The organism is Janthinobacterium sp. PSRC1-1 (assembly GCF_049897525.1).
GTDB lineage: Bacteria > Pseudomonadota > Gammaproteobacteria > Burkholderiales > Burkholderiaceae_D > Janthinobacterium > Janthinobacterium tructae.
Genome location: NZ_JAFCWK010000008.1, coordinates 183,660 through 197,175, shown reverse-complemented (window position 1 = coordinate 197,175; position 13,516 = coordinate 183,660). Strand labels below are relative to the sequence as shown.

Annotated in this window: 14 protein-coding genes; 8 read left to right on the top strand and 6 right to left on the bottom strand. The window is 61.5% G+C overall.

Translation table 11 applies throughout. The features are described 5' to 3' along the window. The first annotated feature begins 45 nt into the window (after window positions 1-45). The gene (locus tag ACP7DW_RS19105) at window positions 46-432 is read left to right on the top strand and encodes a hypothetical protein (RefSeq protein WP_071079497.1); all 387 of its coding nucleotides are present in this window, start codon (window positions 46-48) and stop codon (window positions 430-432) included. 53 nt (window positions 433-485) lie between these two features. Here ACP7DW_RS19105 and ACP7DW_RS19100 read toward each other — a convergent pair whose 3' ends face one another. The 4 genes from ACP7DW_RS19100 to ACP7DW_RS19085 all read right to left on the bottom strand — a co-directional run bounded on the left by ACP7DW_RS19100 (window position 486) and on the right by ACP7DW_RS19085 (window position 7,129). Further along, window positions 486-4,064, bottom strand: a complete 3,579-nt coding sequence (locus tag ACP7DW_RS19100; protein WP_426056088.1) for an ABC transporter permease/M1 family aminopeptidase — start codon at window positions 4,062-4,064, stop codon at window positions 486-488. A gap of 10 nt (window positions 4,065-4,074) precedes the next feature. Further along, window positions 4,075-4,968, bottom strand: coding sequence for an ABC transporter ATP-binding protein (locus ACP7DW_RS19095; RefSeq protein WP_099760708.1), 894 nt, complete (start codon window positions 4,966-4,968; stop codon window positions 4,075-4,077). Window positions 4,969-5,149: 181 nt separating this feature from the next. After that, window positions 5,150-6,346: an ABC transporter permease gene (locus tag ACP7DW_RS19090; RefSeq protein ID WP_426056089.1), complete on the bottom strand. Its 1,197-nt coding sequence runs from the start codon at window positions 6,344-6,346 to the stop codon at window positions 5,150-5,152. A gap of 3 nt (window positions 6,347-6,349) precedes the next feature. Further along, on the bottom strand, window positions 6,350-7,129 hold the full coding sequence (locus ACP7DW_RS19085; protein ID WP_426056090.1) for an ATP-binding cassette domain-containing protein: 780 nt from the start codon (window positions 7,127-7,129) through the stop codon (window positions 6,350-6,352). Window positions 7,130-7,277: 148 nt separating this feature from the next. Here ACP7DW_RS19085 and ACP7DW_RS19080 point away from each other — a divergent pair, with 148 nt between their 5' ends. Both ACP7DW_RS19080 and coq7 read left to right on the top strand, forming a co-directional pair. Continuing rightward, window positions 7,278-7,709: a hypothetical protein gene (locus tag ACP7DW_RS19080; protein ID WP_071079494.1), complete on the top strand. Its 432-nt coding sequence runs from the start codon at window positions 7,278-7,280 to the stop codon at window positions 7,707-7,709. Between the two features lie 87 nt (window positions 7,710-7,796). Then, window positions 7,797-8,441 carry a 2-polyprenyl-3-methyl-6-methoxy-1,4-benzoquinone monooxygenase gene (gene coq7 / locus ACP7DW_RS19075; protein ID WP_426056091.1) on the top strand — a complete coding sequence of 215 codons (645 nt, stop codon included), beginning with the start codon at window positions 7,797-7,799 and terminating at the stop codon, window positions 8,439-8,441. Window positions 8,442-8,540: 99 nt separating this feature from the next. On the opposite strand, the gene ACP7DW_RS19070 is transcribed toward coq7, so the two are convergent. Further along, on the bottom strand, window positions 8,541-8,963 hold the full coding sequence (locus ACP7DW_RS19070; protein ID WP_141171700.1) for an OsmC family protein: 423 nt from the start codon (window positions 8,961-8,963) through the stop codon (window positions 8,541-8,543). Window positions 8,964-9,188: 225 nt separating this feature from the next. On the opposite strand from ACP7DW_RS19070, the gene rplM reads away from it, so the two are divergent. The 5 genes from rplM (at window position 9,189) to erpA (ending at window position 12,164) form a co-directional block, all read left to right on the top strand. Then, a complete protein-coding gene (gene rplM, locus ACP7DW_RS19065) occupies window positions 9,189-9,617 on the top strand; it encodes a 50S ribosomal protein L13 (RefSeq protein ID WP_010393282.1) in 429 nt (142 codons plus the stop codon). A 9-nt stretch (window positions 9,618-9,626) separates the two neighbouring features. Next, window positions 9,627-10,019, top strand: coding sequence for a 30S ribosomal protein S9 (gene rpsI / locus ACP7DW_RS19060; protein ID WP_010393285.1), 393 nt, complete (start codon window positions 9,627-9,629; stop codon window positions 10,017-10,019). 170 nt (window positions 10,020-10,189) lie between these two features. Next, window positions 10,190-11,227 (top strand): N-acetyl-gamma-glutamyl-phosphate reductase, encoded by a 1,038-nt coding sequence (gene argC / locus ACP7DW_RS19055; protein ID WP_426056092.1) that lies wholly within the window; start codon window positions 10,190-10,192, stop codon window positions 11,225-11,227. A gap of 90 nt (window positions 11,228-11,317) precedes the next feature. Further along, window positions 11,318-11,707, top strand: a complete 390-nt coding sequence (locus ACP7DW_RS19050; RefSeq protein ID WP_426056093.1) for a bactofilin family protein — start codon at window positions 11,318-11,320, stop codon at window positions 11,705-11,707. A 94-nt stretch (window positions 11,708-11,801) separates the two neighbouring features. Continuing rightward, entirely contained in the window at window positions 11,802-12,164 is a 363-nt protein-coding gene (gene erpA / locus ACP7DW_RS19045; RefSeq protein ID WP_029496047.1) for an iron-sulfur cluster insertion protein ErpA, read from the top strand. A 165-nt stretch (window positions 12,165-12,329) separates the two neighbouring features. Here the strand turns inward: erpA and ACP7DW_RS19040 are convergent, their stop codons facing one another. Next, window positions 12,330-13,424, bottom strand: coding sequence for an anhydro-N-acetylmuramic acid kinase (locus ACP7DW_RS19040; protein ID WP_426056094.1), 1,095 nt, complete (start codon window positions 13,422-13,424; stop codon window positions 12,330-12,332). Window positions 13,425-13,516: the final 92 nt, after the last annotated feature.

The window sequence follows — 13,516 nt, the reverse complement described above, 5'->3', positions numbered from 1 at the left end:
TGGTGCCGTCTTCCTGGCGGCATCCTGACTAGAAAGTCTTGCAATATGAATATGGTGAAGCTGTCGGTGCATGGGGACGATCCCACGCTCAAATCCATTCTCGAAGTCTTGCCCACGGATCCGGAACGGCAATGGCGCAAGGGCGAGGCGAAGGGCGCGGCAGGTCGCGTGCATCTCGATTCCGGCTTCGAAGTGGTCATCGCGCAGGCGTCCAAAGCGCAAGTGTTGCCCTCGCGCATACGCAGCTACCTGGCCGAATGCCGCTCGCGCGGCGTCACGTTCAGCATGCCGCGCATCGTGGCCGAGCTGCAACTGGAGTTGAACGGCGACGACACGGTCGATGCACCGCTGGATCTGACCCTGGCCGACATGCAGCACCTGACGGAGATGGGCATCAGCCTGAGCCTGGTGACGCGCTGCGCCGCAGCCTGATTCCCGTGTGACACTGAAAAAAATGGCCACCTGTTCAGGGTGGCCATTTTTCGTCATGGTTCGTTGAGCTCGACGGTGACCATATTGTCATCGGGCTTGCGGTCGATCAGCTTGTTGTCGGGATCGATGCCCGCCTTGCCGGGCCGGTTGCCGACGATGACGGTGTAGCTCGCTTCTCGCGCCGTCATGCGCAGGCGTTCGCGCAGCAGCGGATGGCCATTCGCGTCGTCGACACCGATCTCGATCCAGTCGTGCAGGGGCGCATCGTGTTCCTCTCCCTGTTCGCCGGCCGTCAACTTGCTCGCCTGCACTTTCATGGTGACGGCGTACTTGCCATCGCCGCGTTTGGTGGCCGTGGCCGACAGCGCACGGTTGTCGAACAGCACGATTTTCTCGAACAGGTCATCGATCAGGTAAGCCTGCTCGGGCGGCGTGACCTGGCGCAAGCCCTGCACCAGCGCCGTCACGCTCGCATACGGCGGCCCCTTCTGGCCATACGTCTTCAGCAGCTCGCGCAGCACGCCGTTGACCTTGTCTTCGCCGATCATGTCCTGCAGCAAATACATGGCCAGGCTGCCCTTGTGGTAATGGATGTAGGCCTGGTTTTCATTCTCGGCCAGCGGCAACTCCTTCTTGCGTTCTTCGCTGCGCCCCATCAGGTATTGATTCAGGTCATAGCGCAGGAAGCGGCGCATCTTGGCCGGCCCCGTGGTTTTTTTCATCACCATCAGGGCCGAATATTCGGCCAGGGTTTCGCTGAGCACGGTGGCGCCGCGCGTGTTGCCGCCGACCAATTGATGCGCCCACCACTGGTGCGCCACTTCATGCGCCGTGACGTAGAACGGATAGTCGAGGTCCTTCGGGTTCTTGTCGTCCACCTTGGCGATGAAACCCAGGCCTTCCGAGTACGGAATCGTGTTCGGGAACGATTGCGCAAACGTGGCATAGCGGGGAAATTCCACGATGCGCAAGACCTTGTGCTGGTAGGGGCCGAAGTTTTTCGTGTAGTAATCGAGCGCTTCCTTGCTGCCACGCACGAAACGATCGAGGTTGTATTCATGGCCAGGATGGTAATACACGTCGATGGCCACATCCTGCCAGCGCTCGTGCCTGACGGCGTAGCGGGCCGACTGGAACGCGTAGAAATTCAGGATCGGCTGGTCCATCGTGTAATGGAAGTAATGGCGGCCCTTGGCGATCCAGTCGTTGTCCAGCATGCCCGGCGCGATGGCCGTCTGGCCGTCGACGGTGCTGACGGTGGCGTCAAAGTTGATGCGGTCGGCGTCCATGCTGACGTAATTGTCGGCCAGCCCCCGTGCATCGTCGCGCGGCAAGGCCCGTTCGCGCGCCGGCAAGCCGTGTTTCTTGCGGTCGCGCGGGTCCGTCAATTCCAGCTGCGGCTGGTAGCCGATGTGCGGCAGCACGGCATTCGTGAAGAAGGTGCCGTTGGCCACGACGGGCGTGTCCTGGCCCAGGCCGAAGATGCCGCGCGGCGCGTAGCGGACGTCGAAATCGAGGCCCAGGCTGGCGCCCGGCGCCAGCGGCGCGGCCAGGCGGTAGCTATAAAAGCCCAGCTTGCCGTCATCGAGGCCAGGGTGCACGCGCGTGTCAAAGCGCAGGCGCATGGTGGCGGTGGGGTCTTGCTGCACAAAAATGTGGCTGATCGGCAGGCTGGTCTTGTTTTGCAGCATGTAGCGGCCCGTGACGGCCAGGGTGCGCTGCGCCGGGTAGATGGCCACGTCGAGTTTCACGTCGGTGATTTTCGGCTGCGGCGTGGCGGCAAACTTGCGGTACCGGCGCTCGACGCTGGCGCGGTCCGCATCGCGGGCGAATTCGGACTTGTAATCGTTGGCCACGTGAAAGACGTAGAACAGCACGCCGCCGGCGCCCACGAAAATCAACAGGCCGATGGCAAAGCTGGCCAGCACGCCGTGCGTCAGGCCGTGGCGCGCCAGGCGCAAGCGGATGCGCCAGCTATCGTGCGCGCCGCGGGGCCAGAGCAGCAGCGACAGCACCGTCAGCAGGATGGCCGCGCCGCTCCAGTACAGCAGGTACCAGCGCTCGCGCACCAGGTAGTGGCCGGCGCCGTTCATGGCCGAGTAGATGAAATCCGGCGTGCTGGCGTACAGCAGCAGCGGGTCGCCCAGGCCCAGCGAGGCAAAGCTGATGCTGGCGATGTGGTACAGAATCATGGCGAAATACGCCAGGTACTTGTGATTGATCACTACCTGCAAAAAGATGGCCAGCACGGCGATCAGTGCGTAGTAGGGCAGGTGCGACAGGAACAGCGATTCCAGGTACAGGCCGGGGTCGAGGCGGTAATAGCCCTTGAAGACCTGGATCGACATGCCGCACAGCATGATGACCAGGCTCAGCAATGCTTGCAGGCCGATCAGGGCGAACAGCTTGGACAGCAGCGGCAGCCAGTTCGGCACGGGCAGGGCGTCGAGCATCAGGTGGATGCTGGTCTCGCGTTCGCGCCACACCAGTTCGCCCGCATAGAAGGTGGTAATGATCAGCATGAACAGGGCGAACGAGGCGCTGACCATGTCCAGCACTTTTTCCGTCACCGGATAGGTATTCGTGCCGTACATGGAACCCATGTCGAGCGCGCCCGCATACATGGTCAGCACGCCAGCGAGCACGATGACGACAAAATAGATGTTCTTGATGGTTTCGCGCAGGTTCAGCCAGCTCATCTTGACGAGCAGGGCGGCCAGGTTGCGCTGCGCAAAATCAGGCGCTTCCTGCGTGGACAGCGACGCGCTCGACAGGCGCAGCGGCACATCGCCGTCACTGCGGCGCTTGCTGGCGCCCGCGTCCGTCGTGGCGTGGAACTGGAAGCGCCAGTAGCCGAGCAGCAAGGCCACCAGGGCGAAGCCGGACCAGATGGCGCGGTTCAGCAAATACACGCCCTCTAATGTCACCAGGCGCGTGTTGCGCTCCGCATTCGGCCAGTATTCCGTCAGGCGTATCAGCGCCGTGGTGCCGAAGGGGTCGATCAGGGCGGCCAGGGTCTTGTAGTCGAGGTCGCGCGCCAGCGAGGGCGCCACCAGGTAGCCGATCAGCATGACCACCGAGCTGATGTACACGGGCAGCATGCGCCGCGTCAGGGCGGCGATGACGAAGAAGATGGCGCCGAAGATGAACAGGTTCGGCAGCAGGGTAAACACATACGGCATCAAATAGGCCAGCGCGCGCTGCGGCCCCAGCCGTTCGGGATCGATGCCGGGCAGCCAGGCGCCCAGCCAGGCGCCGATGACGATGCTGGAAAACACCACGGCCAGCACCAGATAGGCGCCGAGGAAACGGCCAAAGACATACTGGTATTTTTTGATCGGCGCGCTGAAGAAGAAATGCTGCATGCCGTACTCGAAATCCTGCTGCACCGAGCGGCCCATCATGGCGGCCACCACCACGGCGCCGAAGCAGCCCAGCAGGCTGCATGTGAACGCCAGCGAGCGCGGCGCGTTGATCAGGAACTTGCCGCCGAAACTGATGCTCGCTTCCTTGAAGACGCCGCCGGCGGCGGCCATCCACAGCATGGCCAGGGCCAAAAACATGGCGAAATACACCCAGGTGGACAGCAGCTTGAGCCGCTGTCGCGCTTCAAAGCGGGCGATGGCAAACATGGCCGCCCCCTCAGTCGCACTGCGGGGCAACGCGGTGGCGCCCGGCAATGGTGGCGAAATACAGGTCTTCCAGGTCGCCGATGGCTTCCTCGAAGCCGTCGCCCGGGTCGTCGTCGCTGTAGACGTGGATCAGGGTGCGGCCCGACAGCAAGCGCGTGGAAATGACGGCGTGGCGCTGCTGGAAGCTGGCCAGCTCTTTCTTGTCGACAAAGCGCGCCCAGATCTTGCAGCTGACTTCGTCGATCAGTTCCTGGGTCTTGCCGCACAGCAGCAAATGGCCCTTGTTGATGATGGCCATGTTGGCGCACAGGTCGGCCACGTCGGACACGATGTGGGTCGACAGGATCACCGTCTTGTCTTCGCCGATATCGGACAGCAGATTATGGAAGCGCACGCGCTCCTGCGGGTCGAGGCCGGCCGTCGGCTCGTCGACGATGATCAGTTTCGGGTCGCCCAGCAGGGCTTGCGCGATGCCGAAGCGCTGGCGCATGCCGCCGGAAAAGCTGCCCAGGCGCTGGTGGCGCACGTCGAACAAATTGGTTTGCTGCAACAGGCCATCGACGACTTCGCGCCGGCGCGCCCGCTGCGACAGCCCTTTCAGCATGGCGAAGTGGTCGAGCAGTTCATACGCCGTCACCTTCGGATACAGGCCGAAGTCTTGCGGCAGGTAGCCGAGCATGCGGCGGATCTCGTCCTTGTCGTCGAGCACGTCGTAGTCGCCGAAGAAGATGGAGCCCGAATCGCACTCCTGCAGGGTGGCCAGGGTGCGCATCAGGGTCGACTTGCCGGCGCCGTTCGGGCCCAGCAAGCCAAACATCCCGGGCGGTATCGTCAGCGACACGTTATCCAGCGCCACCACGCCATTCGCGTAGGTCTTCGACAATTTGCGAATCTGCAATTCCATACAACTCCTGACTCATGCGTTGCTGCCCGATGCTACAGGGCTACTCTATGCTGGCATTGTATTGAATTTAAGACGTACTGGGCAGCTGCATGCGATACACGGCATTTTCGCGTGCCCAGAGTGCAGTTGGCGGGGGTGGACGGCGGGCCGCTGGTGGCGCTTTCGGCCCGCCATGAGAGCATCAGTTACGGAACAAAACCGACTCCCGGTTGAACCACCAGCGGCACAGCATCAGCAGCGCGCCCGCGATCACCGTGGTCGAGGCCAGGATCACGCCGAACATGCGGTAATCCATGGTGCCCTTGACCAGCTCCTTCATGGCCAGCGACACGTTGGTCAGCGGCACCATGGCCCATATCCAGTTCAGCTCGACGCCGGGCAGCATGGCCGCCACCGTGGGCAGGATGACGAACAGCATCAATGGCGTGATCATGCCGGCCGCTTCCTTGTAGCTTTTCGCGTAGATCGAGATCGACAGCAGCAGCGAGGCAAAGATGGCGGCTGTCGGCACCAGCATCAGGGTCACCATGGCGAGGTCGGGCAAGCCGATGCTGCGCACCATGACGGCCATGTTGCCTTCCAGAGAACTGCCGAAGATGGCCAGCAGGGCGCCCATGCTGCCCACCATCAGCACGGCCGAGGTCATGCCCACCGTAAACAGCACGAGGAACTTGGCCAGCACGATGGCGCTGCGCGGCACGGGCGCCAGCAGCAGGGTTTCCAGCGTGCCCCGCTCCTTTTCGCCGGCGCCCAGGTCGATGGCCGGGTACATGGCCGCCGTCAGGCACACCATCAGCAGCAGATAGGGCAGCATGCCGCCGACGATGGCGCCCATCTGCTCGCGCTCGTTGGCCGTCGACTGCTTGTCGAGCACGATGGGGTGCAGGGCGAAGGCCAGTTGGGCCGGACTCAGGTTCAAGGCCGACAGCGCGCTTTCACGCAGGCTGGCGTTGTACGCCTCGACGATCTCGCGCACCCGCTGCAAGGTCACGTCGACCGTGCTGGCGCTGTTGTAGTGCAGAGTGACCTTGGCTTGCTGGTGTTGTTGCAGCGCTTCTTCAAACCGGGGCGGAATGACGACGGCGAACTTGATGCTGTCGTCTCCGATGGCGCGGCGGATGTCGCCCTCGCTGGCCAGCGGCACTTCGCGCAGATTGTGCTGCTGCGCAAAACGCGCGCTCAAGCCCGGCGAATGGTCCTTGCCGAACAGCGCGTAGCGCATTTCCGCCGTCTTGGCGTTCTTGAACATATTGCTTGAAACGTAAGCGAAGCCGCCAAAGATCAGCGGCATGGCAAAGATGGGAATGAGGATGGTGAAAATCAGCGTCTTGCGGTCGCGCGTGAGCTCCAGCAACTCTTTCAGATAAATGGTCCACATGGCTCAGGCTCCCTGGTTGATGACGCTGACAAAGGCGTCGTACAGATCGGTACTGCCGCCCAGGTGGCGCAGTTCGTTGACCGTGCCGTTGAAGGCGGTGGTGCCGCGGTTGATGATGCAGACGCGGTCGCACAGCTTTTCCACCTCGTGCAGATGGTGCGTGGAAAAGATCAGCGGCACGCGCAGCGCCTTGTAGCTGGCGATGAAGTCGAGCAGGATCTTGGCCGACATCACGTCCAGGCCCGTGGTCGGCTCGTCAAGGATCACCACCTGCGGCTCATGCACGACGGTGCGGGCGATCGCGCACTTCTGTTTCATGCCCGTCGACAACTGATCGGCCCGCTTGCCGCCGTACTCTTCCATTTGCAGCAGGGAAAATAATTCGTCGCAGCGGCGTTTCAGCTTGTCGGCCGGCATGCCGTGCAGACGGCCGAAATATTCCACGTTCTCGCGCGCCGTCAGGCGCCCATACAAGCCCGTCGAGCCGGACAGGAAACCGATGCTCTGGCGCGCCACCAGCGGCTGGCGCAGCACATCGACGCCGTTGACGAGGGCGCTGCCCGCGTCCGCTTGCAGGGCCGTCGACAGCAGGCGCAAGGTGGTGGTCTTGCCGGCGCCATTCGGGCCCAGCAGGCCCAGCACCTCGCCCGGGGCGCAGCTGAAACTGACGTCGCGCACGGCGTGAAACCAGCCCTCATGTTCGCGCGGATCGCTGACGTGCACGCCCTTGCCCTTGTGGGGCGGCATGCGGAAACGTTTTGCCAGGTGCTTGACTTCAATCATGGGCTTCATCCCTTTGACGGTGAAGAACGAGAGTAGCATGCAAAAAATGTAACTTGCAAGGTGGAAATATCGTTTGATCTATTGAAAAAAGCAGCATCTTCATGCAAGCTGACCCGGTGGGCGCCGGCGGACGGCGCGGGAGAGTGCAATGCGAACGATCGATCAGGCGATGCAGGACAAGGTACTGGCCGTGGCCCGTGCCGGCATGACCAGTGCCGAAGCCATCGGTTTCTTCCGTGTCAGCCTGGGCTTGTACTACCTGGCCGGCCTGATGACGGAAGAAGCGCTCGATTTCAAGCAGATCGACGCGAAGTACAACCGCTTTATCTACCACTCGCTCGGTGGCGGGCACAGCATCGCCAGCGTGCTGCAATTCATGAGTGGCGAGAAAGTCTTGCGCGTGCTGCAATCGGAGCGTTTTCGCGCCGCGTTTACCGAATACTGCCCGGACATCCCCGTCGACAGCATTTCCTTCCTGATTTCACTGAACCTGGGCGTGGCGAAAAGCCTGTCCGGCCTGGACGCCGTCGGCCCCGTGGTGGACTGGATCGAGCAGGAAAAAGCGCGCACAAGTCAATAAAGCCCCGTTCACCCTGCGCGCGGCGTGGGGACGGCTGGCCCCGATGGTCCTATAATTCATGCTTTACTACTCATGAGCATAGCCACGATGACCGCGAACCGCCATTTTGACCCCCTGGATCGTTTGATTGTTGGCGCCGACAAGGCCTTGCGCGTCATCGCGGGCGTGGCTTCGGCCTCACGCCCCTCGCCGGCCGCGCATGCGCCCGATGCGCAGCTGAGCGCGGCCGAGCAGCGCCACAGCGCCGGCTTGATGCGCGTCAACCATGTGGGCGAAGTGTGCGCCCAGGCCCTGTACAACTCGCAGGCGCGCTATGCGCACAGCCCGGCCATCCGTGCCCAGTTCGACGAGGCGGGACGCGAAGAGGAAGACCACCTGGCCTGGACGGCGCAGCGCCTGACGGAGCTGGGCTCGCGTCTGAGCCTGCTCAATCCCCTGTGGTATGCGGGTTCGTTTGCGCTGGGCACCATCGCCGCGCGCATGGGCGACGGCCGCAGCCTGGGTTTCGTGGTGGAAACGGAGCGCCAGGTGGAAGCGCACCTGGCCAGCCACTTGCAGGAACTGCCGCCGCAGGACGCCAAGTCGCGCGCCATCGTCAAGCAGATGGCCATCGATGAAGTGGAACACGGCGCCGCCGCCCAGCGACTGGGCGCCATCGACACCCCGGCGCCGGTGAAGGCGCTGATGGGCTTGATGGGCAAGGTCATGACCAAGACAGCGTATTACCTGTAGGTCGGATTAGCGCGGCAATGCCGCGCGTAATCCGACACATTGTTGGCGTTACGGGTATCGTCGGATTACGCGCTGGCGCGCTAATCCGACCTACCCGACCTACTCCTCGATGATTTCGAACGAGTGGGTGATCTCGGCAGTTTTCGCCAGCATGATGGACGCCGAGCAATATTTGTCGTGCGACAAAGTCACGGCCCGTTCGACGGCCGTCGGTTTCAGGGCCTTGCCCCGCACGGTGAAATGGAAGTGAATCTTGGTAAACACTTTCGGGTCGGTCTCGGCGCGCTCGGCCTTCAGGGTCACTTCGCAGCCACTGACGGCTTCGCGCCCGCGTTTCAGGATCAGCACCACGTCATAGGCGGTGCAGCCGCCCGTGCCCAGCAAGACCATTTCCATGGGGCGTGGCGCCAGGTTGTGGCCGCCGCCATCGGGCGCGCCATCCATGGTCACCAGGTGGCCGGAGCCGGTTTCTGCCCGAAAACTCATGCCCGACGGGCCATTCCAGCTGACTTTGCATTCCATCGTACTCTCCGAAAATTGTAAGCGTTTTGTATTGTAATAGAGGAATGCCTGTCCATGTGCCGCCTGCCAGCCCGCAGCCGGTCTGCATCGTGGCTTGACGCGGCAAGGCAAAGCCGCTTATACTTGTCGGCTTTCCGTTCGCTCAGGAAAAGTAAATAAGGCAGAGTCCGCATAGCAGCATCGGCGGAACCACCATTTGAGCGTGTAATCTATTAGGAAGTCAACATGAAAACATTTTCCGCTAAAGGACATGAAGTCCAGCGCGATTGGTTCGTGGTTGACGCGACGGACAAAGTCCTCGGACGTGTTGCCAGCGAAGTGGCACTCCGACTGCGCGGCAAACACAAACCAGAATTTACTCCTCACGTCGATACCGGCGACTTTATCGTCGTCATCAACGCAGGCAAACTGCGTGTGACCGGTACCAAAGCTACTGAGAAAATTTACTACCGTCACTCTGGCTATCCAGGCGGCATCTACGAAACCAACTTCCAGAAAATGCAACAGCGTTTTCCAGGTCGCGCGCTTGAGAAAGCGGTCAAGGGCATGCTGCCTAAAGGCCCACTCGGCTACGCAATGATCAAGAAGCTGAAAGTGTACGCGGAAGGTTCCCATCCGCACGCTGCTCAGCAACCTAAAGCACTTGTTCTCTAAGGAACTGACATGATCGGTAATTACAATTATGGAACCGGCCGTCGCAAAAGTGCAGTGGCTCGGGTTTTTATCAAAGTTGGCACAGGCTTGATCGTTGTTAACGGCAAACCAGCAAACGAATACTTTTCGCGCGAAACGGGTCTGATGGTCATCCGTCAACCACTGGAACTGACCGGCAATGTCGAGCGTTTCGACATCAAAGTCAACGTCCATGGCGGCGGTGAGTCGGGCCAGGCTGGTGCAGTTCGTCACGGTATCACCCGCGCTCTGATCGACTACGATGCAGCGCTGAAACCGGAACTGGCGAAAGCCGGCTTCGTGACCCGCGATGCACGTGAAGTCGAGCGTAAAAAAGTTGGTCTGCGCAAAGCACGTCGCGCAAAGCAATTCTCGAAGCGTTAATTTCTACGCTACAGCACCTTCCGGGGTGCTGGTCGAAAAGCCGCTGGACTTCGGTCCCGCGGCTTTTTTGCATTTCAGCGGGATGCGCCGTTGCGCTGTAAAATACGCGGAAAACCCGCAAGGGCAGCGTTTCCCTTCATCTTTATGCACTCTATACACAAGGAAAGAACATGATCAAAGTTGGCATCGTCGGCGGCACTGGATACACGGGCGTGGAATTGCTGCGCTTGCTCGCTACCCATCCAGATGTCGAATTGACGGCGATTACCTCGCGCAAGGAAGATGGCTTGCCCGTGGCTGACATGTATCCTTCCCTGCGTGGCCACGTCAAACTGGCGTTTACTGCGCCGGACAAGGCGAACCTGGCACAGTGCGACGTGGTCTTCTTTGCCACCCCGCATGGTGTTGCCATGGCGCAAGCGCCAGACTTGCTGGCCGCCGGCGTGAAAGTCATCGACCTGGCCGCCGACTTCCGCCTGAAAGACCAGGCCAAGTTCGAGCAATGGTACAAGATTGCCCACACGGCGCCCGAGCTGATCGAGCAGGCCGTGTATGGCTTGCCGGAACTGAACCGCGAAGACATTAAAAAAGCCAGCCTGATCGCCAACCCCGGTTGCTACCCGACCACCATGCAGCTGGGCTTTTACCCGCTGCTGAAAGCCGGCCTGGTCAACGCGGGCGGTCTCATCGCCGACTGCAAGTCGGGCGTGTCCGGCGCCGGCCGCAAGGCGGAAATCGGCATCCTGTTCTCGGAGGCAAGCGACAGCTTCAAGGCCTACGGCGTGGCCGGTCACCGCCACCTGCCGGAAACGACGGCGCAATTGCAGCGTTTCACGGACGACAAAGTGGGGCTGACCTTCACGCCGCACCTGGTGCCGATGATCCGCGGCATGCATTCGACCCTGTACGCGCAGCTGAACAAGGATGTCAGCAATGAAGAATTGCAAGCCTTGTTCGAAGAGCAATACAAGGATGAGCCATTCGTCGACGTGATGCCCTTCGGCTCGCACCCGGAAACCCGCTCCACGCGCGGCTCGAACATGCTGCGCCTGGCCTTGCACCGTCCCGAAGGCGGCAATACCGTCATCGTGCTGGTGGTGCAGGACAACCTGGTCAAGGGTGCAGCGGGCCAGGCCGTGCAATGCATGAACTTGATGTTTGGCTTGAAAGAAACAGCCGGTTTGCAACACATCGCCGTGATGCCTTAAATATAGGCATGAGCGTTTGCGCAGGTGCGGCGCCTTTTTGCCGGACCTGTGATAAATTGGATTGCCGCCTACCCCGACAGGATGACGTTCATGTTCGAGCGCAACGCGAAAAATCCCATCGACACCCTGATCGGCGCCTCCACGCGGATCGAGGGCGACTTGCTGTTTTGCGGCGGCTTGCGCATCGATGGCCATGTGCGCGGCAACGTCACCGGCGAGCCGGGCGAGCCCACGCATGTGGTGCTGGGCGAGGCGGGCCGCATCGATGGCGAAGTGCGCTGCTCCAGCCTGGTCGTCAGCGGCGAGATCAATGGCCCCGTGTATGTCTCTGAAATGCTTGAAATCCAGCCGAAAGCCCGCATTGTAGGAGAGGTCTATTACAAGGTGCTGGAAATGCACAGCGGCGCCCAGGTGCACGGCAAGCTCAGCCGCCACGACAGCGCCGACCCCGTGCTGCACCTGGCCGTGTCGGAAATGTGAGCAGGAACAACACCGCCCGGCGGCATCAGCGGCGGCCGCAGCGCGAGTTGTGCCAACAGTCTATAATGAGGCTATGTTTTCTGAGGAGTCTGAAATGAATGCAGTCGCTGAAATGCAAGATGTGATCCCTTCGCCTATCATCTTTACCGATAGCGCCGCCGAAAAAGTCGCGCAGTTGATCGAGGAAGAAGGCAATCCCGACCTGAAATTGCGCGTCTTCGTGCAGGGTGGCGGCTGTTCCGGCTTCCAGTACGGTTTCACCTTCGACGAAATCGTCAATGAAGATGACACCACCATGGTCAAGAACGGCGTCCAGCTGTTGATCGATTCCATGAGCTACCAGTACCTGGTCGGCGCGGAAATCGATTACAAGGATGACCTGGAAGGCGCGCAGTTCGTGATCAAGAATCCGACAGCCACCTCGACCTGCGGTTGCGGTTCATCCTTCTCGGTATAAGCACACCTGAGAAAACGTCCATGGCGGCGTTGCATTGCCTCGCCGTACTATTCGTACTGTCTTCGGCAATGCGCCTTGCCCTGAACGTTTTTCAGGCGCGCCGGTTTATAGGCGCAGCATAAAAATAGCGGATCGATGATCCGCTATTTGTGTTTCTACATCGGCTTAATGCGGATACAGCGCACCGAGCACACGTAAGCCCGCCGCGCCCGTCACGGCCGGCAAGTTGCCCGGCTTGCGCTGGTTAAAACGCCAGGCCAGCCAGGCAAACGCCAGCGCCTCGACCTGGCTGGGCGCCACGCCTAGTGCTTGCGTGGACTCCACCGCCATGCCCGGCAATGCGCGCGCCAGCGCCGCCATCAGGCTGGCGTTCTGCGCGCCGCCGCCACAGACATACACGTTTTCCGCCTGCGCCCCGTCGCGCGCGATGGCATGCGCCAGGCTGGCGGCCGTCAGCTGGGTCAGGGTGGCCTGCACGTCGGCAGGTGTGGCCTGCGCATGGTTGCTCAGCTTGTTCTGTAGCCAGTCGGCATGGAACAGGTCGCGGCCCGTGCTTTTCGGCGCCGGCAAGGCAAAATACGGGTCATTGAGCAAATCCGCCAGCAGGGCAGGCAAGACTTTGCCCGTGGCGGCCCAGGCGCCATTGGCGTCATACGGCTGGCCCAGGTGCCGCAGGGCCCAGCCATCCATCAGGGCATTGCCGGGGCCCGTGTCGTAGCCCGTCACCGTGCCGTCCGCGTGCAGCACACTGATATTGCTGATGCCGCCGATATTGGCCAGCACGCGCGTGTGGCCGGGCACATTGAAAATGGCCTGGTGAAAAGCGGGCACCAGCGGCGCGCCCTGGCCGCCGGCCGCCACGTCGCGGCTGCGCAAGTCGGCGATGACATCGATGCCCGTCAGTTCGGCCAGCAGGGCCGGGTTGTTCAACTGGCGCGTAAAGCCCAGTTCGGGGCGGTGGCGGATGGTCTGGCCATGCGCGCCGATGGCGGCGACGGCGTCCGCACCGATGCCCGCGTTGTTCAATAGCAAGGCGACGCAGTCGGCGTAATGGCGCACCAGTTGATTCGCCGCCAGCGCTTCGCGTTCGATTTCATTCTGGCCGGCACTTTGCAATGCCATCAGGTCGGCGCGCAGACTGGCCGGAAAGGCGATATACGCGTCGCCCAGGCTGCGCACGCTGCCATCGTCGGAAAAATCGACCAGGGCGCCGTCGACGCCGTCCAGGCTGGTGCCTGACATCAAACCGATATACAGCATGGGTGTTTCCTTGAAGGCGTCAGTGATGGGTACATTGTGCCGCATTTTCTGGCGTACATAAAACAAAGGCACCGGCCATTTGCATGGGCGGT

What these genes read in the sequence shown, in the direction of transcription:
- ACP7DW_RS19105 (WP_071079497.1), top strand. Translation starts at nt 46, where the DNA reads ATGAATATGGTGAAGCTGTCGGTGCATGGGGACGATCCCACGCTCAAA.
- ACP7DW_RS19100 (WP_426056088.1), bottom strand. Translation starts at nt 4,064, where the DNA reads ATGTTTGCCATCGCCCGCTTTGAAGCGCGACAGCGGCTCAAGCTGCTG.
- ACP7DW_RS19095 (WP_099760708.1), bottom strand. Translation starts at nt 4,968, where the DNA reads ATGGAATTGCAGATTCGCAAATTGTCGAAGACCTACGCGAATGGCGTG.
- ACP7DW_RS19090 (WP_426056089.1), bottom strand. Translation starts at nt 6,346, where the DNA reads ATGTGGACCATTTATCTGAAAGAGTTGCTGGAGCTCACGCGCGACCGC.
- ACP7DW_RS19085 (WP_426056090.1), bottom strand. Translation starts at nt 7,129, where the DNA reads ATGATTGAAGTCAAGCACCTGGCAAAACGTTTCCGCATGCCGCCCCAC.
- ACP7DW_RS19080 (WP_071079494.1), top strand. Translation starts at nt 7,278, where the DNA reads ATGCGAACGATCGATCAGGCGATGCAGGACAAGGTACTGGCCGTGGCC.
- coq7 (WP_426056091.1), top strand. Translation starts at nt 7,797, where the DNA reads ATGACCGCGAACCGCCATTTTGACCCCCTGGATCGTTTGATTGTTGGC.
- ACP7DW_RS19070 (WP_141171700.1), bottom strand. Translation starts at nt 8,963, where the DNA reads ATGGAATGCAAAGTCAGCTGGAATGGCCCGTCGGGCATGAGTTTTCGG.
- rplM (WP_010393282.1), top strand. Translation starts at nt 9,189, where the DNA reads ATGAAAACATTTTCCGCTAAAGGACATGAAGTCCAGCGCGATTGGTTC.
- rpsI (WP_010393285.1), top strand. Translation starts at nt 9,627, where the DNA reads ATGATCGGTAATTACAATTATGGAACCGGCCGTCGCAAAAGTGCAGTG.
- argC (WP_426056092.1), top strand. Translation starts at nt 10,190, where the DNA reads ATGATCAAAGTTGGCATCGTCGGCGGCACTGGATACACGGGCGTGGAA.
- ACP7DW_RS19050 (WP_426056093.1), top strand. Translation starts at nt 11,318, where the DNA reads ATGTTCGAGCGCAACGCGAAAAATCCCATCGACACCCTGATCGGCGCC.
- erpA (WP_029496047.1), top strand. Translation starts at nt 11,802, where the DNA reads ATGAATGCAGTCGCTGAAATGCAAGATGTGATCCCTTCGCCTATCATC.
- ACP7DW_RS19040 (WP_426056094.1), bottom strand. Translation starts at nt 13,424, where the DNA reads ATGCTGTATATCGGTTTGATGTCAGGCACCAGCCTGGACGGCGTCGAC.